This is a genomic window from Sodalis glossinidius str. 'morsitans' (assembly GCF_000010085.1).
Lineage (GTDB): Bacteria > Pseudomonadota > Gammaproteobacteria > Enterobacterales > Enterobacteriaceae > Sodalis > Sodalis glossinidius.
This window is the reverse complement of sequence record NC_007712.1, coordinates 4,041,053-4,062,046: the sequence shown is the minus strand read 5'-3', so window position 1 is coordinate 4,062,046 and position 20,994 is coordinate 4,041,053. Positions and strand designations below refer to the sequence as shown.

Genomic DNA, 20,994 nt, shown 5'->3' with positions numbered 1-20,994 from the left:
CTATGTGGCATGGGGGAGGATGCTTTAGATCGGGATAGGGGCGGCCAGGGCCGATCCCCTCCCACACCACCCGGCATGCGGGTCCGCACCGGGCGGTTGGAATGGTTGAGGTCGCCGGGTTTGTGTCACTGCCGACCTGACGCCCGAGTTCGCCTTGATCTGATTCGGCGGATTCGATTCCTCGCTGCCACGGCCTGTTGGGCTTCACCCTCTGGAACCCTCTGGCGAGCTTCGCTTTCGCGAACATCTGAAGCGCTTCGCTTCCGATAATCAGAGAGCTTGCCCTTCCAATCCTTCGGTCCTTCGCCGTTTGACTTACGGACTCATCGGCCCCGCTACTGCGGCTACTACGACATCTGCTGATTTCTCACTCCAGCTTTAACTGTTGCCCTTTCAGGCACGAGGCGAAAGAACGTACTCCTTCATCGCACAACCGCCGCATCTACGCCACCTCGCCTTGATCACCAGAGCTTCGCGGTTTCTGGCCCGCTCGCCCTACTTGGCAACGCCTTCTATGCGGTTCTTGTTCATCGGCTCGCGATTTATGCTCCACGCTTCCTTCCCACGATCAGTCACCCTCACGCAGTTGCGCTTCGCTTCGTTCGTCGTGATCAACTTACGGCGGGACTTGCACCCGCAGTAGTGCGCCCATGCTGGGCGCACCAGAAAAGCCTCCTCTCTGGCTGGCTAATTATTGAGCAAATAGCGCACCCACGTCTTGATCTGCTGGCATACCTTCGTCAGAGTGAATAGTCCAGAACATAGCCATACGTTTAGCCATTTTTCAATGGCTAAAGAGTTTTTAACATAAAGTATAGGTATACATATGAGCTTGCCAGAATTGAAATATTACTCTTTAACAAAAGCTGCTAAATTTTTAAAATGTGAAACAGATGATATTCTCTACTATGCTTCTGTTGGTTTATTAGATGTTGGTGTTAGATTAGATTTCTCTGAGTTTATTAAAAAAACAAAGTGGTTGTCTCAGCAACAACTATAAAAGATAAAGGAAGAGTGATTCCACACGAGTCGTGTGGTTTGAAAAGAAGGAGATTAAAATATAAAACGAATCATGCACAAATATTAGAAGATGCATTATATTATGAACAGGATGGAAAAGTAATAATACAAGATAGAAAAGTAATAACTGCAAAGGGAATATTCTCAATAAACAAGAGGTGGTTTTTTGAATCAACAAGTGATATAAGAAAAGTAAAAATTGAAGGTTTTCTCATAAGTCGCCTTCCTGAATTTCTTATCGAAGAACTTGAGGTTTATACTCCATATGCCGTAAATATTATTGATGACTTTGTTGAGTTATAATTAGATGATCTAATTATAACCAGTGAAGAAATCGAGTTAATAAAAAATGGAGGGATAACCACGAACTTCAGATTAAATAAAGGCCATTTCAAAGGGCTAACCGAAGAAATGATAAAAAAATCCCTGGGAAAGATAAAAAGGTAAATGAAAGAATCTCAAGTAATATGATTTCTTTTTTAGGGCTGCTTTTTTATTGCCATCCAGATTTGGGATCTGAACTTGCAAAAACACCATATAAAGCTGTAAATGCCATGGCTAAATCCTCGGGAAAAATATAACTATTAATGCAGAAACTCTAAAAAACTGTTTGATAATATCTGGTCTATTAGAACCCTAAATTAAGCTAACAATGATTTATTTTTTAAATTTCTTGGTGATTATGTCTCTGCATCCTAAGTTTGGACTTTGCTAGAGGTTAATTGACATGACTCGCAAGAAAGAAACGATGATATCGAAAAAAACATTCAAATTAATTGTGCTTTTGATTTCCCCCTCTGATGAAGGGGATTCTTTATGAGTACATACACCCACCCAACACCAGAGCAGTGCCAACGCGTGCTTACGGAGTACGGCGAACTTCAAGACCGCCTCGTTCGTGAACCAGAGCGCAAGCGCATCACGTCTATCTGTCGTTCCACATCACACAAAATGGAAAAGGAAGGTCGCTTCCCTGCCCGTAAGTTTATCGGGGGCAATTCCTGCGCGTGGTTACTCAGTGATTTGTTGCACTGGATGCACAACATGCCGGACGTGGAAAAAGTTAACAGCCCACATAATCACGTAGCTAAATAACCGAGATTTAAATATGAAAATGCCAAACATGGCTAATGGCCGTGACGGGTTTCCCTGCGCCTTAAATCCAGTGGGCGATATATTCCCGCGTGGCACGCTTCCGTTTGAAACGGAGAAGTCAATAGACTTGGGGGATGCCAGCCAGAAAGGAGGTTTCCCCTTGCTGGCCCACTGAGCTTAATATTTAGCTCAGTCAAAGTGACGGCCTCGAAAGAATCAACGGATAGCGCCGAGGTCACTGTATCGATGACCTCGGGAGCATCAAAGACTTCCGGTAAATGTGATTCTGGCTCCCATTTGAGTTCGCCGAAACTGGCGAGCGCAAAATATCACTAGCACCACAGCCTCATGCCGGGGGTCACTGTGACCTCTAGCAATGCAATCAATGGGTTAGCTTCCGCTCATATTGTGGAGGTGCGTGCAGGCCACTTAATGAATATCAAGACGGATTCGGAATTTGTCCAGACAGCAAGCAGCGGAAAAGAGCCACGTACTCACCTTACCCTTGCAAGCTACCGGTGATCTATCCTATAGTCATCACCAGCACCCCTGGTAAAACGGGTGCCGGGTTTAGTAGCCCGAGTGTCAGAGCGGACAGAATAAGCCGCTCAAAAGTGCGGTTTTTTTACGTCTGTTTCCTGCGTTGTGCCCCTATAATGGTGAGGCGTAACGAGGGAGCCTCTGCGCTCGCCGGGTTCTCTGACACCGGTCTACTAACCTCGATACGTCTCTCCACCCCGTTTAGTAGCGGGGAGCGAGGTTCTAAGGAATTTGTCAGAGAGGCCACAGCTATGGCTACCACCCAAACTCGCCCTGAATTTATTGATACCTACTGGATTATTCCCGAATACTCATCTGCGCCCTACGGCAAAGTGTCGTTTACCCGTCAAGATCGCCGTACCTTCATCGCCATGTTCAAAGATAGCCGCCTAATCTGGGCAGGGCATCAACGTGTGCAGGACTTCACTGAGAACGTTAAACGTACCGAGTCGCCAAAGCTGCCCGTCGAAGGGACAGAGTCACGCTCACAATTCAACCAATCTCCCGGACTATTAGTCCGCAAGATGCCGCATGAAGGCATAGAGGAAATCTCTATTCCCCAAGGTATGGTCAACATCTCCACCTTCAACCCCAGCCATAACGAACATCGTTACAGTTCAGGGGGTGGCTCATGTCTAACTTCGTCGCTATCCAGAACACCGCCATGCCTGTAGTCGAGTACCAAGGTAAGCGCGTGGTCACCTTCGCCATGATTGATAAGGTGCATGGTCGTCCGAAGGGAACGGCATGTGCAGCCTTTAACCGTAACCGTCGTCGGTTTGTTGAAGGTCGAGATTTCTTTAATGTAACCTCATACGTTAAACGTATGAGGTCGTTGGAGGGGGTATTCCCCGCTCGTTCCTCGAAAGGGATCCTCATCACAGAGTTCGGCTATTTGATACTGATCAAGTCATTTAACGATGATCTATCCTGGGATGTACAAAACCAGATGGTCGAAAGCTACTTCCGCCGCAACACCCTGGGCGAACTCCGTCACGTCGAGATACCCAGTCTTGAAGAATTAAGCCAAATGCCAGCGGAGAAAGCCCAGCATATTGTTGCCAAGGCCGAGAAAGAATTCTCCTTCGGTCACGGTAAGCCCGGAAGTGCCGCCATGACATTACGCCGCAAGGAATTAAAGCAGATACGTCCGGCTATCAGGACATTCATTGATTTGCACCAGATTTCCATTTGCGACTTAGGCGATTTTGTCAAAGTGAAAAATAACACCTAACTGTTTGTACCGATGGATAGGAGTGGTTCTATCGTTACTAACATCTAGGGCCTATAAAGACAGGAGGGTTATTCTAACCGGGTGGCGGAATTATCACTTTTTAAAGGTGATGATATCGAGATAAATAAAAGAGGGTGCTCTTAGCAGCAATAGTTAGTACTAATAAATGAATAGGTGATTTTAAATGATGCGGAATAACCGCAGGGCACCCCCTTAGCTAAATACAGGATGCGACATGAGTAACTTATATTACGAAGAGGCTAACCACGCCGTAGAGATGGAAAGGCAATGCCATAAAGTGGCTGAATACGCATGGACGCGGGCAGCGCAATATGCCAAAAACCCTAAAAACAAGGCATATGCTCTAGGGCGAGCGTTACTAAACAGTAAACGTCATTCGCTGGACGAACGTTATTGGCTGTTGAAACTGGAAGGCCAGCGATTACATGCCGAGCAAAAACAAAAGAAAGCTATTGCAGACGCTTTGCAAGCCTATCTTTGCGAGGAGAAGGTCTCATGAAGGATTGGACACGCCTTGCCGAGACTGCTGAGCGACTGGAGTGCAGAGGGCTTTACCGTCGGGCTGTGCCGCTGTCCCCCTAACATGAAAAACAGAACATCTGTATTAACGCCATCAAGCGTTGCTCCGGGCGTAAAGGGTATTAATGAATCAGGAGTCATACGAATGAATCTAGATGAAATGAGTGAAAAAGAACTGGTGGAATTTATCAGGAAAAGCGGTGTCGAGGTGCCCAATGGTTGCTCGACATGAAGCCCGGAGAAAAATATCGCCAATTGACACGCGAACAGCAATTAGAGTTTGCCGAAATTCACTGCATCTAGCTAAGGGCTTGTGCTGCGCTCTACTATATCGGCGAGTGTATTAAACGCTTTGGCCGTGGCCCGGACGGACAACTGATTTTTTGCCATGAGAATACGGTGGTGGAAATCAACAAACCGGTGATTGAAAAGCTGCTCAAGGTGCAAATTGAAGACGTCCTGATAGATGAAATGCCCGAGGATAAATATATCTCCGTCATGAAGTTCTATAAGCGGGATGAAATTAACCGCAAGCGTAGCTCGTCGCCCTGGCTGGTTGACTTTATCGACGCACCTAAATCTAAACAAATTCATTAAGGAAAGAATCATGACCCAGATTATCACTATTCAGAATACCCAACTGCCTGTTATCGAATATCAGGGCCAGAGTGTGATTACGACCGAGCTGTTAGCTCAGGGGTATGGCGCTGAAGTAGATAGCATACGCCAAAATTTCAAACGCAACAAAAACCGCTTTATCGAAGGGAAGCACTACTTTCAGATAGAGGGTGAAGAACTGAATGTTTTGTGCGTGACTTATAGTCACGCACAAATTTCGAGCAAAGTACGTTATCTCACCCTCTGGACTGAGCGCGGGGCCTCCCGTCACGCCAAGATGCTGGAGACCGACCAGGCGTGGGAATGGTATGAGGCGCTGGAAGATAACTACTTCCGCTTACGCGAACAAAAATCCCCCGTCGAACTCGGCCTACCGAACTTCCTTGACCCGGCAGAAGCGGCTATCGCATGGGGCCAAGAGCGCAAGACTGTGCAACTGATTTCCTTCGAGCGTGACCAGGCAATCCGCACCAAGGCCGAAATTGGCAGCCGCCGTGAAGCAACCGCGATGGCAACGGCTTCAGTAGTGGTACGTGAGCGCAACAAGTTGGCGGCCCGTCTGGGTGAATGCACCCGTCACGCAACGGTGCTGGCAGTGATGAATAAAACCGGCAAGGAATACCCGTGGCGTCCACTGCGTAAATGGTGTGCCGACCATGATGTCGCGGTTATCCGCATCCCAGATGCCCGCTACGGCTCCGTCAACGCATGGCCCATACCGTTCACGGTATCAATCTGCCTGAACTGTTTGGTGAGGTAGCCCATGTATAACGCCACCTTGCGTCGTCAGGTCATTTCCGGCGTCTCCGTACATGAGGCTGATAGCGATACCGGGTTGACGGGCAGCGATAAGGTATCGCATGAGTATCACGAGGGGATATGTCCAGATAATAAACTGAATAGTAAGGATTATTTTGGCTTTGTCCACCCACATAAAATTGATGATTACTGCCTGAATATCCTAACCAATAGCGCCGCACATGCCATTTTTGAGCAACGAAAGGATGGTAAGGCACTGGCAACTTTTGCCTTACAGTTCTCCGTCAACGAACGCAAGAAAGCGGCTGATGGTTGGGCGCTTTACCGTAACCTTATCCAACCGGACAAGTACACGATATTCGACACAAAGCGTTAGTCGATGAAGTCCGCGCTGCGTGGGTAAGACTCGCTACCGCTTCGACGATTTAGAGGGCCGCGGCACTCACTATTGCTCTCACTGTGGCGCAGGGAAGGGGCTGGATTTGGTGATGAAGGTCAAGCAATACACTGCACCCGCGGCTGCCACGGTACGCCCGAAAGCTGGCGGGATAACGTGGCCCGTCTGGTCGAGGGGAATCCGTCAATGATGACGGCGGTTGCAGCAGTATTGGCCGCGCCATTGATTGGTCTGGCGGAGAATGACGGCTTCGGCATTCACTTCTTTGAGCAATCGAGCTCAGGGAAGACAACCACCGCCAATGTTGCCAGTAGCTTGTATGGCAATCCTGATGCCCTACGTCTGACCTGGTACGGGACCGCGCTGGGATTGGCCAATGAAGCCTCCGCCCACAATGACGCGCTGATGCCACTGGATGAAGTGGGGCAGGGGGCAGACCCGCACAGCGTCTCGCAGTCCACCTACGCGCTGTTTAACGGCGTAGGGAAGCTACAGGGGGCGAAAGAAGGCGGTAACCGCGACTTGAAGCGCTGGCGCACCATTGCCATCAGCACCGGTGAGATGGATATGGAGATTTTTATCGCTACCTCCGGGCGTAAGGTCAAGGCAGGACAGCTGGTACGCCTGCTGAATATCCCGCTGTGCAAGGCAGTATGTTTCCATGAGCACGCTAACGGTAAGCAACATGCCGATGCCCTGAAGGCGGCCTATCAGCAACACTACGGTGCTGCGGGCCGTGCATGGGTGAAATACCTCGCCGACCACCAACAAGACGCGGTAGCGGCAGTAAGGACGGCTGAAGCTAGCTGGCGCAGTCTGATACCCGCCAACTATGGTGAGCAGGTACACCGGGTAGCGGCACTGGAAGCAGCGTTATTGCTGGGACGGATCATGACGGGCTGGGATGAGCAGGGGTGTCGAGATGCCATTCAGCACAGCTACAATGCATGGGTGAATCTGTTTGGCACTGGCAACAAGGAGTACGAGCAGATCATTGAGCAAGCCGAGGCGTTTCTGAGTGCATACGGCATTAGCCGCTTTGCGCCACTGGATTATAACGAGAAGTATACCCAATCTTGCCGGATACCGCGTCTGTAAGCACTATGGTGACCCGGTGATGTTCTACGTGCTGCCCAAGCCCTTCAAAGAAGAGATGGCGAAGGGTTTTGATTCGACACAGTTTGCCAGGACGCTCAACGAGTCAGGACGCCTGAAGAAGCCAGCCAAGGGAAAGGGCTATCAGACTCTCACGCCACGCCTTGAGCACCTGGAGGGTATTCAGCAAAGAGCCTATCTGGTAGTACAGCTTACAGCAGCAGAAGAGTAATCTCTCACGTGAGGAAAAAATAGGTTGTTTCAGTTGTTTTAATGAGTGGTTTTTCATTTAACTAACTGTTATTAAATGGATTTATTTTCCATCCTGAAACAACTCAAGGGGTTTTGAAACAACCGCCCCGGAAGCACAGCTATCAACACATTGAGGATGCTGGGGCATTGGGGAGATGATTTAGCAGAAAAGCTCTTTCCTTGGCTGGCCCCCATGCCAATGCATCGTTTACCAGACAGGCATTCTATGAACACAGGGTGTGCAAATGAACAAAGACAGCAAGTGTGACATTTTACAATTAAAGCAAGAAGGTAAGGGCTACAAGACGGTTTCCCGCTTGACCGGCGTCAATATCAATACCGTCAAAAGTCTATGCCGCCGTTCGGGTTTATTTCAGGATAATCCCGAGCACAAACGACTTTTCACTATCCCGGAAAGGCAATACAGCACAGCGGTATCGGAGCCAAAACCCTTACCCCCCCAGCGGATCATTACCGGTCATAAACAAACGGATGCATATCTATGGATACTGGAGGTGATTAAACTAAATGAGCCTGCCCACTTGCCCGCAGCCGAAGAAGCGCTAACCAGGCTCACCATTACGCCGAAAGAAGCGCAAGAAAAATATACTGAATATCTGATTAGCCACGGCGTGAATGGTTTTCAGTTGGTATTTAGCACTATGACGCTGGATAATCCTCAACATTTTATTGACCAAGCAAAAGCGCAATTTATTCAGGCAGAAGAAGTCCGCTCTGTATTCGGTAGCTGCGAGGCTGCTTACTATGAATTCACCGAACCGGAAAAGCGCTTGGAAGATACGCTGGGCTATCTTTACGATAATTGCTTAGGTTGGACAAAGGCAGAGAAGAAGCGTGGAAGCATTCAAGGTAAACGGGTAAACGGGTAAACGGGTAAACGAAGTCGATGAATTGCGCAAAAAGGAAGCTTTCAAGGTCATGAAGGATATCTTGCCTGAACCGCATACTTTATCTGATGTAGTACGCGAATTTCAGTATTGGGACTGGCGTTATCGTATGCGCAGTGCTGCGGGGAAAGAGATTGCTCCCAATGCATTGGGTGATGGCGAGGGACCAATTTATGTGCGTGAATCCTGGCTTGAGAAGAAGTTGGCAATTATTCATCCGCGAACGCGTTAGGAGGCAATAGACGTATTGAAATAGTATATAGACTTTCCACACTTTGAGGACGGGAATAGCGATAACGTTTATCTCAATCTTATTGGTCAGCATCAGGTCGAATAGGCCTTACTGGCCGTGCCTTATTATGAGATAATTAATCCATTAGAAAATACTGAATAGCTTGTCGCAAGCGTTGAATTGATTTGAGTTCAACGGTCTTCTTTTTGGTACCGTCAAAAATTTATTATGGGAGGCAGCATGAAAGATATTCGATACCTGTTGACGGCATGGGGACATTGGAGCGGCTCACGCATTGGCACCGAGTACAAGGCTGCATGGCCCATCGTCACGGCAAGCAGCGATATCCGGCCCATGCTGTCCGATGAGGACGGGGAGATAGTTGACCGGGCGGTAGGGCGGCTGAAGGTCTTCGACCCGCTGGGCTACGATATCGTGGTGGCGTATTACAAGGGCAAAGTGTCGTGCAGGGCGATAGGCCGGGAAATTGATCGGGACCACAAGTATGTTGCTGCTATTCTAACTCGCGCTGAAGCATACATTGCTGGTCAAGTGGACGCTATTTCGGTTGTTGCATGAAAATACTGATCAAACGATCAGTTAAATGCTTGACTGGGTCCCCGGGACCCCACATAATACCCCCATTCGCGGCAAAAGCGCGCAGGACATGAAGCCTCAACTCCCTCTGGTGGTTGGGGCTTTTTGCTATTGACAGCTACTGATTTCTGAATAAAATTATTGGGTCGCACATCTGATTGTTGTCCAGTCCGTATCAGTTTTGCACAGATGTGCGATAGGGCCTCGGCTAATACCGGGGCTTTTTATTTTGATTCGGACACGATGGGTCAATGCATTTAAAATGGCAGAGGAATGAAATGAATCACATAGGACAGCACAGGTGTACGCTTTTTGCAGGGCTAGATAGCGACACACCTAAGATATTTTCGCTTGAGTTCAAGTCTTGCTCTGTCATTACTACGCTAAATGCAATGGAAAGAGCCATAACAGAGTTAAGATATCGGCAGTTTCAATTCGGTAATAAAAATAGTGATGGTGTAAAGGCAATCGTTCGTCATTCCTGAACTTTTTTTCCAACCTTTGCAGGTAATGGGATTAGTATTTCCCAGAATGGAGGAGTTCCCTCAGATGTTTGATCAGTCATTCCTTTCCAATACAAGTCAAGTCGATAAGATAATTCTACAGGTGTGCAATTCATGTTAAGAAGCCTCATATCGCCTCTGTGCCAGCCGGTTAAAGCGTGAATCTCAAATATTGGGGTATCGATGGGGGATTTTGAAAAACCACGAAACCAAGCAGCGTCTCTAACTGATTTACACACGAATAAAGATTGAAAACGAGATGGTTTTTCGGGGAAACTATTTCTTCTGCGTTCTTCAAGAAGCATTTCAATGGTAGCACCAAACCTTTCTTCTGATTGGACTAGATTAATTTGATAATTGAAGAAATAGTTGTTTGCATGATAAGATGCTCCACTGTTAAATATTGACAATGCATGAGCTACCAAGGGTTTTATGGGACATGATGGTGTGACTAAATCTAATATGTCTCCTGTATTAAGGCACAGCCCTCTATCCTCTGAGTAAAAAAATACTCACATAATTCTCCATATCTGAATAGTAAACTTTTGCGAATTAACGATATCAGATGTGGAAATGCGCCGCCAGACGCTATCTGGCACTTGTTCCAAGGCTACGCTCCCGCGTGGCCTTTTTCTTGGCTGGAATTTACAGAAGGAGCGAACATGCTATCCGCTATCTGCGCAAATTCGTCCATCACCCCCACCATCCGCCCTTTACCCAGTCGCACGACGTTGAATCCGCTAGCGGGAAGTATTGCCAGTGTCCGCAACCGGGCGGTAGGCTTTGACAGCAAGCCCTCGTGCTGGTCGTTAGTTACGCACATTGGCCTCATTGCTTCGTAAGGTAGTGCGTGTCTGCCAGACCATCCCTGAAGCGTTGGCGACCCTGGCGTCATGCCGGGGGCGAACTAAAAACAGTCCATCAAAGCCGGATATGGCTCGCACACGCCTGATGACGAAGAAACCCTAAACGGCGGGCATACTGCGCTATCTCGACCATCTGGTTAAAGAGACGGATATCGGTTGGGCTGAAGTCAATCACGATAATCCTGAGCGCCTGTGTGACCAGGTTGCCCGGCGCAACTTTAACCGCACAGTGCTGACGGCAGAGCTTGAAAGCCAGTCGTTTAATGCCTGTACCCGGATGCTAGCGCATCTGGAAGGGGGATACGGCCAACACCTTCGGGGTGTACTGGACTTCGCTGCCGAGCAGGTAGGGCAGACGGAGGAAGATCCGGTGAAAGTCTCTACCGCTTACAAGTACCCCACCCTCGTTGAGGACGTCATCATCGCCTTGCACGAACGGCTGGGGCGCTACGATGTACTGGTTGACCCTGGCGCCTATATCCAGCAGCATAGTGAGATGACTTCCAAGGACATCAAGGCGTTATCCTCTGTTGGCATTGGCACCGACTTGTTGACAGCGAATGCCTGATTGTATGGCTACCACTGAATGGAAAAATACACACCGGCTCTGCCTACAGCTGGGCCCTTGTCACGTGTCTGCTGAGTGCGTTCTCGCTCAGTGAATGGGCATTGATTACCGGTATCGCCTGTACGCTGGCGACCTTCCTGCTGAACTGGATTTACCGGCACAAGGAATACCGTTTTAGGACGAAAAGCGATGAGCATTAAACAGGCTGCCGCCCCGATGTGCGCCGTGACCGCCATTATTGCGTTGGTCGTTTCACACGGACAGGTGCGCACCAATACCGATGGACTTAAGCTTATCGGCAATGCGGAAGGTTGTCTCCAGGAGCCGTATCGTTGCCCCGCCGGTCGATTAACCGACGGCATTGGCAATACCCATGGCGTCAAGCCCGGCACTCACAAGACCGACCAGCAGATAGCCGCAGACTGGCAGCGTAATATTCTGGATGCAGAGCACTGTATCAACACCTATTTCCGCGGGCGTGAGATGTCGGACAACACCTTTAGCGCGATGACTTCCGCCGCATTCACCACGGGTTGCTACGGCTTGCGTACTTACAAAGGGGAGGACGGCCAGCGCCATGAGACGACCCTTCATAAACTGGCGCAGCAGGGAAAATGGCGTGAGATGTGTGAGCGCCTGCCAGAGTCAACAACGGCGGTAAGTACCCCGGACTGACGACGCGCCGGGAAGCCGAGCGTCAGCTGTGCCTGAAAGGGCGGCCATGATGCACTGGAAAATTTCCCTCGTCATTGCCGCCTTGCTGACGTCGATGACCGGCGCGGCGCTTCACTATCGCGCCCTGTATCTGGGCGCAGAGCAAGCCCAGCAACACATTCAGGCGCAGGCCGAAGCCCAACACGCGGCGCTGGCGCAGGTCAATAGACAGATGCAGACCGTCGCCGCGCTGGATTTGCAACACACGCGGGAGCTTGAGAATGATAAAAAACATATTGCGCAGCTTGAGCACGATGTGGCTGCTGGTCGTCGTCGGTTGCACGCAAAGGTAACTGTCCAGTCGGCACTACCCGCCCCGGCAGCCTGGGCCATACAGGAACCATCGAACTCTCTTAAATTGCTGGACGAAACGTTCTCGCTATCAGATCTGGAATCATCAGCGACCAAGCAAAAATAAAATACCTCCAAGATTACATAAGGCAACTTTGTTTTAATAAATAAAATTAATTTTTATCATCATTAATATCACGTGAACTGGATGTATCCATAGCATCAGCAACTTGATTGACTACCTCTTTAAATAATTCCATGCCACTTATTTTGTCTAATAATTCTGCTGTTATACGAAACATCTCTGCATCAAAACCAGAGGAATTAGCATCCTTTACAGATAAATCGACAATGGTTGCGATGGCATCTAATTGTTCTTTTGTCATTGGCTATCCCTTTGTTATGTGTTAACTGTAACAATAAAGAGATTATTATGCCAAGCAGAATCCCCAGACCTTGCCACAAGCATGGATGCGCAGGAACAACGACCGATAATTCCGGTTACTGCGACAAGCACCGGAATGAAGGTTGGGTACAGCACCAACGCGGCAGATCTCGGCAGCAACAGGGCTACGGACGTGCTTGGGAAATTCTTCGAGCAAGAATATTGAAGCGCGATAAGTACCTTTGCCAAACGTGCTTACGACAAGGGATCGCTACCGAAGCCAAAGCCGTTGACCACATTAAGGCGAAAGCGTTTGGAGGAACGGATGAAAAGATAAATTTGGAATCAATTTGTAAACAATGTCACCTCATTAAAACAGCAAGAGAAAGGTGGGGTGGGTAAAATATCTAAATAAACAAACACTTAGTAGCGACGCCCTACCTTTTTTACATCTCCGCAGGTTAGAAACCTTTTTATGGGTATCCCTAACAGCGTGATTAATAGGAGTTTTCAATTGTGTCAGGGCCACCAAAAACCCCGACCCATCTACGTTTGGTCAGGGGTAACCCTTCAAAAAGGGCAATCAATAAAAATGAACCACAACCCGAAAAAGGGATCCCCTCAACACCAAAACACTTCAATAAGCAAGAGCGATACTGGTTTAAGGTTCTCGGCGAACGCCTAGAAGCTATGGGAGTGATTACTGTTCTTGATCGTATAGCGCTTGAGCTACTGGTTGGTGCTTATATCGAGTGGAGACTTCACCGTGACATTATCGAGCAGGAAGGGGATTCTTATAAAACAACCTCAGCCGATGGCAGCATGATGATCCGTCCTCACCCTCAAGTCGCATGATGGCTGATGCGTGGAAGCGTATTTGCAGGATGCAAGCCGAATTCGGCATGATTAAAAACGGTGAAGAGTGCGGAATTTATTTCAGCTAGCCTCGCGCCCAGCATGTACTTAATTTCTATAAAGTTATCCCACACGTCAAAGGCAACCTTGCGGGTCAGCCGATTGAACTGATGGATTGGCACACCTTTATTCTTATCAATATTTTTGGTTTCGTTATCCCATTAGTTGACGAGAAAACAGGTGAAATCGTTCTCAAGTCTGACGGCAGCGGCAAGCCTGTGATGATGCGGCGTTTTCGTACTGCCTACAACGAAGTGGCGCGAAAGAACGCCAAGTCCACGCTTTCATCGGGGATTTCCCTGTACATGACGGGGGCGGACAGCGAAGGTGGCGCAGAAGTCTATTCCGCTGCGACCACGCGAGATCAGGCTAGGATTGTATTTGAGGACGCCAAGAGCATATTAAAAAGGCTCCGCTAACACTTGGACGCTTTTTTGAATTTAATAAGCTGACTATCTATCAAGAACATTCTGCCTCTCGATTTCAACCGTTATCGTCAGATGCTCACAGTCTCGACGGGTTAAATATTCATTGCGGAATAGTCGATGAGCTTCACGCTCACAAGACCCGTGATGTTTGGGATGTGCTGGAAACAGCAACCGGCGCACGTCTGCAATCGCTGATTTTTGGTATCACAACCGCGGGATTCAACAAGGAGGGCATTTGCTACGAGTTGCGAGATTATGCCATTAAGGTATTGCGCGGCTTTGATAGCAAGGTTGAAGGAGCCATCAAAGATGACGCCTTCTTTGCAATCATCTACACGCTCGACGAAAACGATGATCCCTTTGATGAAAGCATCTGGTTAAAAGCGAACCCCGGCTTGGGTACCTGTAAACGCTGGGATGATTTATGCCGTTTGGCAAAAAAAGCACAAGAGCAGGTATCTGCACGTGTCAATTTCTTTACAAAACACATGAATATGTGGGTGACGGTGGAATCGGCATGGATGGATATGATCAAGTGGGAGAAATGCGAATATATCGCGCCACAACATGAATTAAACACCTATCCACTGTGGGTAGGCGTTGATCTGTCAAACAAAATTGATATTTGTGCGGCGGTCAAAGTCTGGCGGACGAATGAGGGGCATGTCCACGTCGATGGCAAATTCTGGCTACCGTCGTCAGGACGGCTAGAGCGATGCTCGCGCCAAATGGCCGAAATGTACCGTAAGTGGGCGGCGCTGGATAGGCTCACTTTAACGGAGGGGGATGTTATCGACCATACGCAAATCAAGGAAGAGCTACAGGCTTGGGTGTCAGGTGAAAGCCTGAAGGAAATTGCTTTCGACCCGTGGAGTGCGACCCAGTTCAGTTTATCGCTTGCTGAAGAGGGCTTGCCGCTGGTTGAGGTACCGCAAACGGTAAAGAATTTATCCGAAGCCATGAAAGAGGTGGAAGCGCTGGTTTATAGCGGACGTTTTCACCACACACAAAACCCGTTAATGAACTGGATGATGTCGAATATCACGGTAAAAATCGATAAAAACGACAATATTTTTCCCAATAAATCAACGCCTGAAGCAAAAATAGACGGCCCGGTTGCCTTGTTTACCGCGATGAGTCGAGTCGTGCTTAATGGTGGCAACAAAACCGATTTTCTCTCAACACTGGATCCGACCGAAGATCTCCTTATGCTATGAAAAATTTGATCATTGATATTGTCGGGCTGGTCGGTTTTGGCTTGCTCTCCGCTGGGGTGTACCTGCGATTTGGCTTGCCCTGTTTACTGATGTTTTCCGGCGCTCTCGTGCTGGCATGGGCGCTATTAGCCGCCATGAGGAGGAGAAATGCTACTTGATGCAATTTTCCGCCATGAGCCACTGGAAAACCCACAAACAGGCATTAGTGCAGAGATGACAGAGGAAGACGGATTATTCCGATCTGGCACCTACGTTAGTCCGGAAACCTCGCTGAAACTGGCCGCCGTCTACTCCTATATCACGGTGCTGGCGTCAAACATGGCACAGATGCCGCTGCATGTGATGAGAAAGACGGATAAAGGCGTCGATATTGCCCGTGATCATCCGGCGTTCTATCTGGTTCATGATGAGCCAAATACGTGGCAAACGAGTTACAAGTGGCGGTAATTAACCCAGCGGCATATTTTGGGCTGGGGCAATGGCTTTACTCGCGTGATGCGCTCTCGTCGGGGCGAGGTGCTATCACTGGAAAGCCTGTATGCCGTGGGAAACCACGCTGATTAATACAGGAGGACGCTATACCTACGGCGTTTACAACGAGCAAGGCAATTTTGCCGTGCCAATGGACGATATGATCCACATCCAAGCGCTGGGCAATAATCAGAAAATGGGGCTAAGTCCGATTTTGCAACACGCAGATACGATTGGCATAGGCATGAGCGGCCAACAATATACCGCCAGTTTCTTTGCCGGTAATGCGCGTACCGGTATTGTGTCAGTTAAAGGCGAACTTCAGGAGGAAGGCTGGAAACGATTAAAGGCGATGTGGGCGAATGCACTGTCGGCATTACGGCGCGAAGAAAATAAAACGCTGCTTATCCCGGCAGATCTGGATTACAAGGGGCGCTAACCGTTTCGCCTGTCGATGCGCAAATTATCGATATGATGAAACTGAATCGTTCAATGATTGCCGGTATTTTTAATTTGCCATCGCATATGATTAACGATTTGGAGAAAGCCACTTACAGCAATATCACTGCGCAAGCCATTCATTTTGTGCGTTATATAGCATTATGCCTTGGGTGGCTAATTGGGAACAGGAGCTTAACCGGCGTCTATTTACTCGCGCTGAACGACGGGCGAGCTTTTACGTACGCTTTAATCTTGCTGGTTTGATGCGAGGAACGCCACAAGAGCGCGCCCAATTTTATCACTATGCGATTATTGACGGTTGGATGAGCCGCAACGAAGCACGTGCGTTTGAGGATATGAATCCGGTTGATGGACTCGATGAAATACTGGTCAGTGTCAACGCCGCTAATCCCTCGTTATTCGCGCCTGAAAATGAAAGCAAAAACAAAGAGGAACTTACCGATGTGTGACAGGGAAACGCGCTGTTACAGCGGAGAAATAAGGGCGGAACAGCAGGATACCCAACCCACGCGAATTATTGGCTATGGCTCCGTGTTCAATAGTCGCTCCGAGCCGCTATGGGGTTTTAGAGAAATCATCAAGCCCGGCGCATTTGATGGTGTGCTAAATGATGATGTCAGAGCGCTATTTAATCATGATGCCAATTTCATTCTTGGCCGCACCGTGGCGGGAACACTGGCGTTATCGGTTGATGAACGTGGTTTGCAGTATGATATCTCGGCACCCGATACCCAGACAATCCGCGATTTGGTGCTGGAGCCAATGCGACGAGGCGATATTGACCAATCATCATTTGGATTTTGCATAGCTCACGATGGTGAGTATTGGTATGAGGACGATGAAGGCATTGTAATACGTGAAATCAACCGATTTTCCCGGCTTTTCGATGTGAGTCCGGTCACCCATCCCGCCTATCAGGATACGGATTCGGCTGTCCGATCATTAAAAGCATGGCAGGAAGCAAAAGAAACAGGCGCACTTCAACACGCCATAAACCAACGAATGGCGCGCGAGCTCCTGCTGACTTTACTTAACGTTTAAGGAAACAACATGAAACTCCACGAATTAAAGCAAAAACGTCAGACTATTGCGACGGATATGCGGGCACTCAATGAAAAAATTGGCAATAACGCATGGACAGAAGAGCAGCGCACCGAATGGAATAAGGCCAAGGCGTCACTGCAAAACATCGATGAACAGATAAGCCGGGAAGAGGAATTGCGCCAACTGGATCAGGTTGTTGTCGATGAACAGGCCGACGAACAGCGCCAAGCACTGGATAAAGCCAACCCGGAACAGCAAAGCGAGCGACGCACTGCTGCGTTCGACAAATTCTTGCGTTGCGGGCTGGGTGATATGAGTCCAGAGGAGCGGCAAGCATTGAGAGAGCTTCGCGCACAGGGTACGACGCCTGACGATAAAGGCGGCTATACCGTGCCGAAAATCATGTTAAACAAGATCATCGATTCAATGAAAGCGTATGGTGGGATCGCCAGTGTTGCGCAAATCCTCAATACCGCCAACGGGCAAACTATCACCTGGAGTACGTCGGACGGCACAACAGAAGAGGGTGAGCTTCTGGGGGAAAATACACAGGCCAACGAAGGTGATGTCACTTTTGGCACGGCTAACCTTGAGGCCAAAAAACTTTCATCAAAAATCATTCTCATATCAAACGAACTATTACAGAACAGTGGCGTAGATATTGAAGCCTATCTTGCCTCACGCATCGCGCAACGCCTTGGGCGTGGTGAATCCCGGTATCTGGTGCAAGGGACAGGAAAGGGCAATCCTCAGCAGCCCAACGGACTGGAAGTCTCCGTTACCACAACGACCGCCACTGCCGACGCGAAGAAATTTAGCTGGCAGGAGGTGCTGGCGCTGAAGCACAGTATTGATCCGGCCTACCGCAAAGGCAGTACCTTCCGTCTGGCGTTTAACGACAACACCTTAAAAATGCTCAGTGAAATGGAAGATGGTCAAAAACGTCCGCTATGGTTGCCGGATATCGTTGGTGTAGCTCCGGCATCGGTGCTGAATGTCCCCTATGTCATTGATCCGGCTATTGCCGATATCGGCGCGGGCAAGAAGTTTATTTACTGCGGCGACTTTAACCGTTTTATCGTGCGGCGCGTCAGCTACATGACATTAAAACGACTGGTTGAACGTTATGCCGATTATGATCAAACGGCGTTTCTTGCTTTCCATCGCTTCGATTGTGTACTGGAAGATTCTGCCGCTATCAAGGCGCTGGTTGGTAAAGTCTGACATCACCTTAAATTCTGGCTTTATCCTCTACCGCTTTGGCGGTTTTTTTATGCCCGTCATGCGGCGGGCATAGGAGATGCTTATGCTATTAACGCTTGAAGAAATTAAGGAGCATTGTCGTCTTGAGGCCGATTTTGACGAAGAAGATAGCGTCCTTGATTTGATTGGCCGCGCTGTTCAGCAACGCACAGAGACGTACTTAAACCGAAAGTTATACCCCTATGAAGCAAAGATACCGCCAGAGGATAAAGACGGTATATGCCTGACGGATGATATTAAAATCGCTATGTTGCTATTGGCTTCTCACTATTATTTAAATCGGACGGCCTCATCCGATTTTGAAAAAAGCGATTTGCCAATGGGGTTTATCTGGAATGTACAACCGTACCGAATAATACCGCTATGAAACTTCATCACACAGAAATTATCACAACGTATCGCTATCCAGATTGCGGAGAGATGAATCATCGCATTACTGTGCGTCGCCGCACTGATGTTCCGGGAACGGGGGCCGGATTAGAGCCAACATTTACCGAAACCTTTAAAGCATGGGCAAAAATAGCGCAAGTGAGTGCGACGGCCTACCAAAACTCAATGCAAATTAACCATACCATCACCCACAGGATCACACTGGACTATCGTCGCGGGCGAACGATTACGACAGATCATGAGGTTGTCTTTGGCGATACCGTTTTTAAAGTGAAACGCATTATCGATATCAATCATACACAACGTTTCTGGGTGCTGGAATGTGAGGCATTAGGAAGCACATCGTCGGAGAATTATCTTTATGCACTTGCATATTGACTTTCAACAACCGAAAGAACTCGTCTTTAACCGCGCACGATTGAGGCGGGGATTTGCCGAGATAGGCAAGGCACACGTCGCGGTGACTCGACGGTTATTAAGACGAACGCGGAGACACGCGTCTAAGCCGGGGGCCAATCCTGCGATGCAAACCGGGAAACTGGCACGTTCTATTGCCTACAACGTGCTAAGGGCATCGGCGCGCCGTCCGGGACTCATGGTCAAAATTGCGCCAAGCTGGAAAGGGGGAAAAGAAAAAGCTTTTGGGGTAAAGGGCATCGCATTACACACAAGTCCTAAGAGCTATCTGCCGTGCATAGCAGGCACCCTCAACGAAGATTGATACCTCCTGTAAGCCAAGCCAGAGCGTCCTTGTGCCCGGTTCACCATCACCTTTTCGGCCTAGAAAACCGCCGCGTCGTGCGATCAAACGAATGACTTGGTTCAGTGTGGGCATGGTCTTTGGGATCGGCTTTTTGTTCAGTATGAAGGCCGCTCGCCACTCATCAGTCTCAAATAACAGATCTGCATCCAGTTCAGGGAGATTGCGCCCTAGGCGCATCAGGCGGTTGATACGCCACGCAATTACCATGTAGAGGGCCAGAGCCGTTTCTAGTCTGTTTTTATTGCCTAACTGCAGGCGCTCAACTCGACAGCCTTCTTTGAGCACGAGGAAGAAGAGCTCAATTTCCCAGCGGGCCCGGTACCTGGCGATTAGACAACTCACTTCGAGCTTCCCCCCGACACCATCCGAAATACTAAGGTATTGCAGCCGGATTTCCTGCTCTACTTGGCGCGTTTTGCGCCCGCGCCCGCGCGGCAACTCGAAACGTATGCGGCCCAGTAGTGGAGCAGCCTGCACTTGGTCCCAGAGCTTGCCACTCCCAGGCAGGGCGTGGTTGTGCCGATTGCGGATCAGGTAGTCCACGGGATAGCCGAGATTACGTGCACAGAGCATCAATTCTATCATATCCGACTCACGGTCACCCACACAGACGTGCCGTGTGGTCGGCAGAGCAGCCGCACTTTCAGCCATTCGCTCGTAGCTCTCGATCCAGCGGATACTTTCAGTTATACCACCGCGTACGCCCTCATCATCTTTGAATTTGCGTGCCCAACTCCAGGCATTGGTTACGCCCAGCGGCTCGCGCTGAGTGCTCACGACATAGGTTGGGTGCAGGTATAGTCCGCGTTGCGTTTCATAGTTCAGGGGACCCAGCCCCTCGATATCCTGGCCGTTGTAGTTCAGCTCTGTGGTGTCTTGCAGGCATAGTACTACTTCGTGCTGCCCCATACGCGCCTGGCTGGCTTGCCAGTGAGGCTCCATCACCCTGTTCCAACGCACATCATCGTTGCGTAGGAATCGATACGCTGCTGCTGTCTCTGCCCAACATTCACATGCCCTTGGAATGCTTGCTGAGGGCTTCTGATCGAGCCGCTCCAGCAGCAAAACTGCGCGGCGATCACGTCTCGCATCACCAAGATTTACAGTCCCTAGCTCTTCTTCTGCCCAGCTCATCGTTTTTGCTCAAATTTAGTTGCGGATAGGCTGAAGTTTACCAGCGGAGACTTGTGTGTAATGGGATGGGTAAAGGGGGAATGCCCATTCAAGGTACTTACTATCCGGCAATGCTTTATTACGGTGTAAGAAACGCGTCGTATCGTCTTTCAAAACAGCAGTGCCGTAACAAGATACACCACAAATATGGCGGATGGCGTATCGAGCCTCGCAAAAATTACATGACCGAGGCAGTAGAAAAACTTCAAGGCTGGACGCGGCATAAGCTGCTTCATGATTTAAAAGGCTCATTA

General features: G+C 49.1%; 26 protein-coding genes and 5 pseudogenes. 28 read left to right on the top strand and 3 right to left on the bottom strand.

Annotated elements, in window-relative coordinates; translation table 11 throughout:
• Window positions 1–826: 826 nt before the first annotated feature.
• The 15 genes and pseudogenes from SGP1_RS31035 to SGP1_RS21485 all read left to right on the top strand — a co-directional run bounded on the left by SGP1_RS31035 (window position 827) and on the right by SGP1_RS21485 (window position 9,269).
• Window positions 827–1,000 (top strand): hypothetical protein, encoded by a 174-nt coding sequence (locus SGP1_RS31035; RefSeq protein WP_158302469.1) that lies wholly within the window; start codon window positions 827–829, stop codon window positions 998–1,000.
• A gap of 38 nt (window positions 1,001–1,038) precedes the next feature.
• Complete coding sequence (locus tag SGP1_RS21525; RefSeq protein ID WP_041867290.1) at window positions 1,039–1,323, top strand: hypothetical protein; 285 nt, start codon at window positions 1,039–1,041, stop codon at window positions 1,321–1,323.
• A gap of 513 nt (window positions 1,324–1,836) precedes the next feature.
• On the top strand, window positions 1,837–2,115 hold the full coding sequence (locus SGP1_RS28615; RefSeq protein WP_083765037.1) for a helix-turn-helix transcriptional regulator: 279 nt from the start codon (window positions 1,837–1,839) through the stop codon (window positions 2,113–2,115).
• A gap of 791 nt (window positions 2,116–2,906) precedes the next feature.
• Window positions 2,907–3,329, top strand: coding sequence for a hypothetical protein (locus SGP1_RS30400; RefSeq protein WP_148203623.1), 423 nt, complete (start codon window positions 2,907–2,909; stop codon window positions 3,327–3,329).
• Window positions 3,287–3,889 carry an ORF6N domain-containing protein gene (locus tag SGP1_RS21520; protein WP_011412170.1) on the top strand — a complete coding sequence of 201 codons (603 nt, stop codon included), beginning with the start codon at window positions 3,287–3,289 and terminating at the stop codon, window positions 3,887–3,889. The genes SGP1_RS30400 and SGP1_RS21520 overlap by 43 nt, the downstream gene beginning before the upstream one ends.
• Window positions 3,890–4,124: 235 nt before the next feature.
• Window positions 4,125–4,409: a hypothetical protein gene (locus tag SGP1_RS21515; protein ID WP_041867289.1), complete on the top strand. Its 285-nt coding sequence runs from the start codon at window positions 4,125–4,127 to the stop codon at window positions 4,407–4,409.
• 15 nt (window positions 4,410–4,424) lie between these two features.
• Window positions 4,425–4,661, top strand: a complete 237-nt coding sequence (locus tag SGP1_RS30395; RefSeq protein ID WP_148203622.1) for a hypothetical protein — start codon at window positions 4,425–4,427, stop codon at window positions 4,659–4,661.
• Between the two features lie 170 nt (window positions 4,662–4,831).
• Entirely contained in the window at window positions 4,832–5,026 is a 195-nt protein-coding gene (locus SGP1_RS31030; RefSeq protein WP_158302468.1) for a hypothetical protein, read from the top strand.
• 10 nt (window positions 5,027–5,036) lie between these two features.
• The gene (locus SGP1_RS21505) at window positions 5,037–5,807 is read left to right on the top strand and encodes an ORF6N domain-containing protein (RefSeq protein ID WP_011412169.1); all 771 of its coding nucleotides are present in this window, start codon (window positions 5,037–5,039) and stop codon (window positions 5,805–5,807) included.
• Window positions 5,808–5,810: 3 nt separating this feature from the next.
• Entirely contained in the window at window positions 5,811–6,182 is a 372-nt protein-coding gene (locus SGP1_RS21500; protein ID WP_041867287.1) for a hypothetical protein, read from the top strand.
• A gap of 19 nt (window positions 6,183–6,201) precedes the next feature.
• Window positions 6,202–6,393 (top strand): primase-helicase zinc-binding domain-containing protein, encoded by a 192-nt coding sequence (locus SGP1_RS36915; protein WP_243466128.1) that lies wholly within the window; start codon window positions 6,202–6,204, stop codon window positions 6,391–6,393.
• Window positions 6,333–7,530: pseudogene (locus tag SGP1_RS34640) on the top strand (DUF927 domain-containing protein); the annotation flags it as partial. The gene SGP1_RS36915 and the pseudogene SGP1_RS34640, both read left to right, overlap by 61 nt.
• Window positions 7,531–7,795: 265 nt before the next feature.
• Window positions 7,796–8,440 (top strand): hypothetical protein, encoded by a 645-nt coding sequence (locus SGP1_RS34635; RefSeq protein WP_243466127.1) that lies wholly within the window; start codon window positions 7,796–7,798, stop codon window positions 8,438–8,440.
• A 49-nt stretch (window positions 8,441–8,489) separates the two neighbouring features.
• A complete protein-coding gene (locus tag SGP1_RS34630) occupies window positions 8,490–8,690 on the top strand; it encodes a hypothetical protein (RefSeq protein ID WP_243466126.1) in 201 nt (66 codons plus the stop codon).
• 240 nt (window positions 8,691–8,930) lie between these two features.
• The gene (locus SGP1_RS21485) at window positions 8,931–9,269 is read left to right on the top strand and encodes an antiterminator Q family protein (protein ID WP_041866945.1); all 339 of its coding nucleotides are present in this window, start codon (window positions 8,931–8,933) and stop codon (window positions 9,267–9,269) included.
• A 493-nt stretch (window positions 9,270–9,762) separates the two neighbouring features.
• Here SGP1_RS21485 and SGP1_RS30390 read toward each other — a convergent pair whose 3' ends face one another.
• Window positions 9,763–10,200, bottom strand: coding sequence for a DUF2441 domain-containing protein (locus SGP1_RS30390; RefSeq protein WP_158302467.1), 438 nt, complete (start codon window positions 10,198–10,200; stop codon window positions 9,763–9,765).
• 733 nt (window positions 10,201–10,933) lie between these two features.
• Here SGP1_RS30390 and SGP1_RS21475 point away from each other — a divergent pair.
• The 4 genes and pseudogenes from SGP1_RS21475 to SGP1_RS36910 all read left to right on the top strand — a co-directional run bounded on the left by SGP1_RS21475 (window position 10,934) and on the right by SGP1_RS36910 (window position 12,356).
• A complete protein-coding gene (locus SGP1_RS21475) occupies window positions 10,934–11,224 on the top strand; it encodes a hypothetical protein (protein WP_158302466.1) in 291 nt (96 codons plus the stop codon).
• The gene (locus SGP1_RS35880) at window positions 11,179–11,424 is read left to right on the top strand and encodes a phage holin family protein (RefSeq protein WP_341532871.1); all 246 of its coding nucleotides are present in this window, start codon (window positions 11,179–11,181) and stop codon (window positions 11,422–11,424) included. Before SGP1_RS21475 ends, SGP1_RS35880 begins: the two co-directional genes overlap by 46 nt.
• A gap of 16 nt (window positions 11,425–11,440) precedes the next feature.
• Window positions 11,441–11,949: pseudogene (locus tag SGP1_RS21470) on the top strand (lysozyme).
• Window positions 11,946–12,356 carry an Rz1 family lipoprotein gene (locus SGP1_RS36910; RefSeq protein WP_050747901.1) on the top strand — a complete coding sequence of 137 codons (411 nt, stop codon included), beginning with the start codon at window positions 11,946–11,948 and terminating at the stop codon, window positions 12,354–12,356. Before SGP1_RS21470 ends, SGP1_RS36910 begins: the two are co-directional and overlap by 4 nt.
• 46 nt (window positions 12,357–12,402) lie before the next feature.
• Here the strand turns inward: SGP1_RS36910 and SGP1_RS21455 are convergent, their stop codons facing one another.
• Window positions 12,403–12,615, bottom strand: coding sequence for a hypothetical protein (locus SGP1_RS21455; RefSeq protein ID WP_041867285.1), 213 nt, complete (start codon window positions 12,613–12,615; stop codon window positions 12,403–12,405).
• 47 nt (window positions 12,616–12,662) lie between these two features.
• Here SGP1_RS21455 and SGP1_RS28600 point away from each other — a divergent pair, with 47 nt between their 5' ends.
• The 9 genes and pseudogenes from SGP1_RS28600 to SGP1_RS21410 all read left to right on the top strand — a co-directional run bounded on the left by SGP1_RS28600 (window position 12,663) and on the right by SGP1_RS21410 (window position 19,182).
• Window positions 12,663–13,016, top strand: coding sequence for an HNH endonuclease (locus SGP1_RS28600; RefSeq protein WP_011412165.1), 354 nt, complete (start codon window positions 12,663–12,665; stop codon window positions 13,014–13,016).
• Between the two features lie 114 nt (window positions 13,017–13,130).
• Window positions 13,131–13,519: pseudogene (locus tag SGP1_RS21445) on the top strand (phage terminase small subunit P27 family); the annotation flags it as partial.
• Window positions 13,520–15,174 (top strand): annotated as a pseudogene (locus tag SGP1_RS21440) (terminase large subunit); the annotation flags it as partial. It abuts the pseudogene before it with no gap.
• Window positions 15,171–15,332, top strand: a complete 162-nt coding sequence (locus tag SGP1_RS31605; RefSeq protein ID WP_041867284.1) for a hypothetical protein — start codon at window positions 15,171–15,173, stop codon at window positions 15,330–15,332. The pseudogene SGP1_RS21440 and the gene SGP1_RS31605, both read left to right, overlap by 4 nt.
• Window positions 15,322–16,556: pseudogene (locus tag SGP1_RS21430) on the top strand (phage portal protein). Before SGP1_RS31605 ends, SGP1_RS21430 begins: the two are co-directional and overlap by 11 nt.
• Window positions 16,549–17,148: an HK97 family phage prohead protease gene (locus tag SGP1_RS21425; RefSeq protein WP_011412164.1), complete on the top strand. Its 600-nt coding sequence runs from the start codon at window positions 16,549–16,551 to the stop codon at window positions 17,146–17,148. Before SGP1_RS21430 ends, SGP1_RS21425 begins: the two are co-directional and overlap by 8 nt.
• A 9-nt stretch (window positions 17,149–17,157) precedes the next feature.
• Window positions 17,158–18,375: a phage major capsid protein gene (locus SGP1_RS21420; protein WP_011412163.1), complete on the top strand. Its 1,218-nt coding sequence runs from the start codon at window positions 17,158–17,160 to the stop codon at window positions 18,373–18,375.
• Window positions 18,376–18,457: 82 nt separating this feature from the next.
• Window positions 18,458–18,781 carry a head-tail connector protein gene (locus SGP1_RS21415; RefSeq protein WP_011412162.1) on the top strand — a complete coding sequence of 108 codons (324 nt, stop codon included), beginning with the start codon at window positions 18,458–18,460 and terminating at the stop codon, window positions 18,779–18,781.
• Window positions 18,778–19,182 carry a phage head closure protein gene (locus tag SGP1_RS21410; protein ID WP_011412161.1) on the top strand — a complete coding sequence of 135 codons (405 nt, stop codon included), beginning with the start codon at window positions 18,778–18,780 and terminating at the stop codon, window positions 19,180–19,182. Before SGP1_RS21415 ends, SGP1_RS21410 begins: the two co-directional genes overlap by 4 nt.
• A gap of 283 nt (window positions 19,183–19,465) precedes the next feature.
• On the opposite strand, the gene SGP1_RS21405 is transcribed toward SGP1_RS21410, so the two are convergent.
• Window positions 19,466–20,701, bottom strand: a complete 1,236-nt coding sequence (locus tag SGP1_RS21405; RefSeq protein ID WP_011412160.1) for an IS4/Tn5 family transposase DNA-binding protein — start codon at window positions 20,699–20,701, stop codon at window positions 19,466–19,468.
• Window positions 20,702–20,994: the final 293 nt, after the last annotated feature.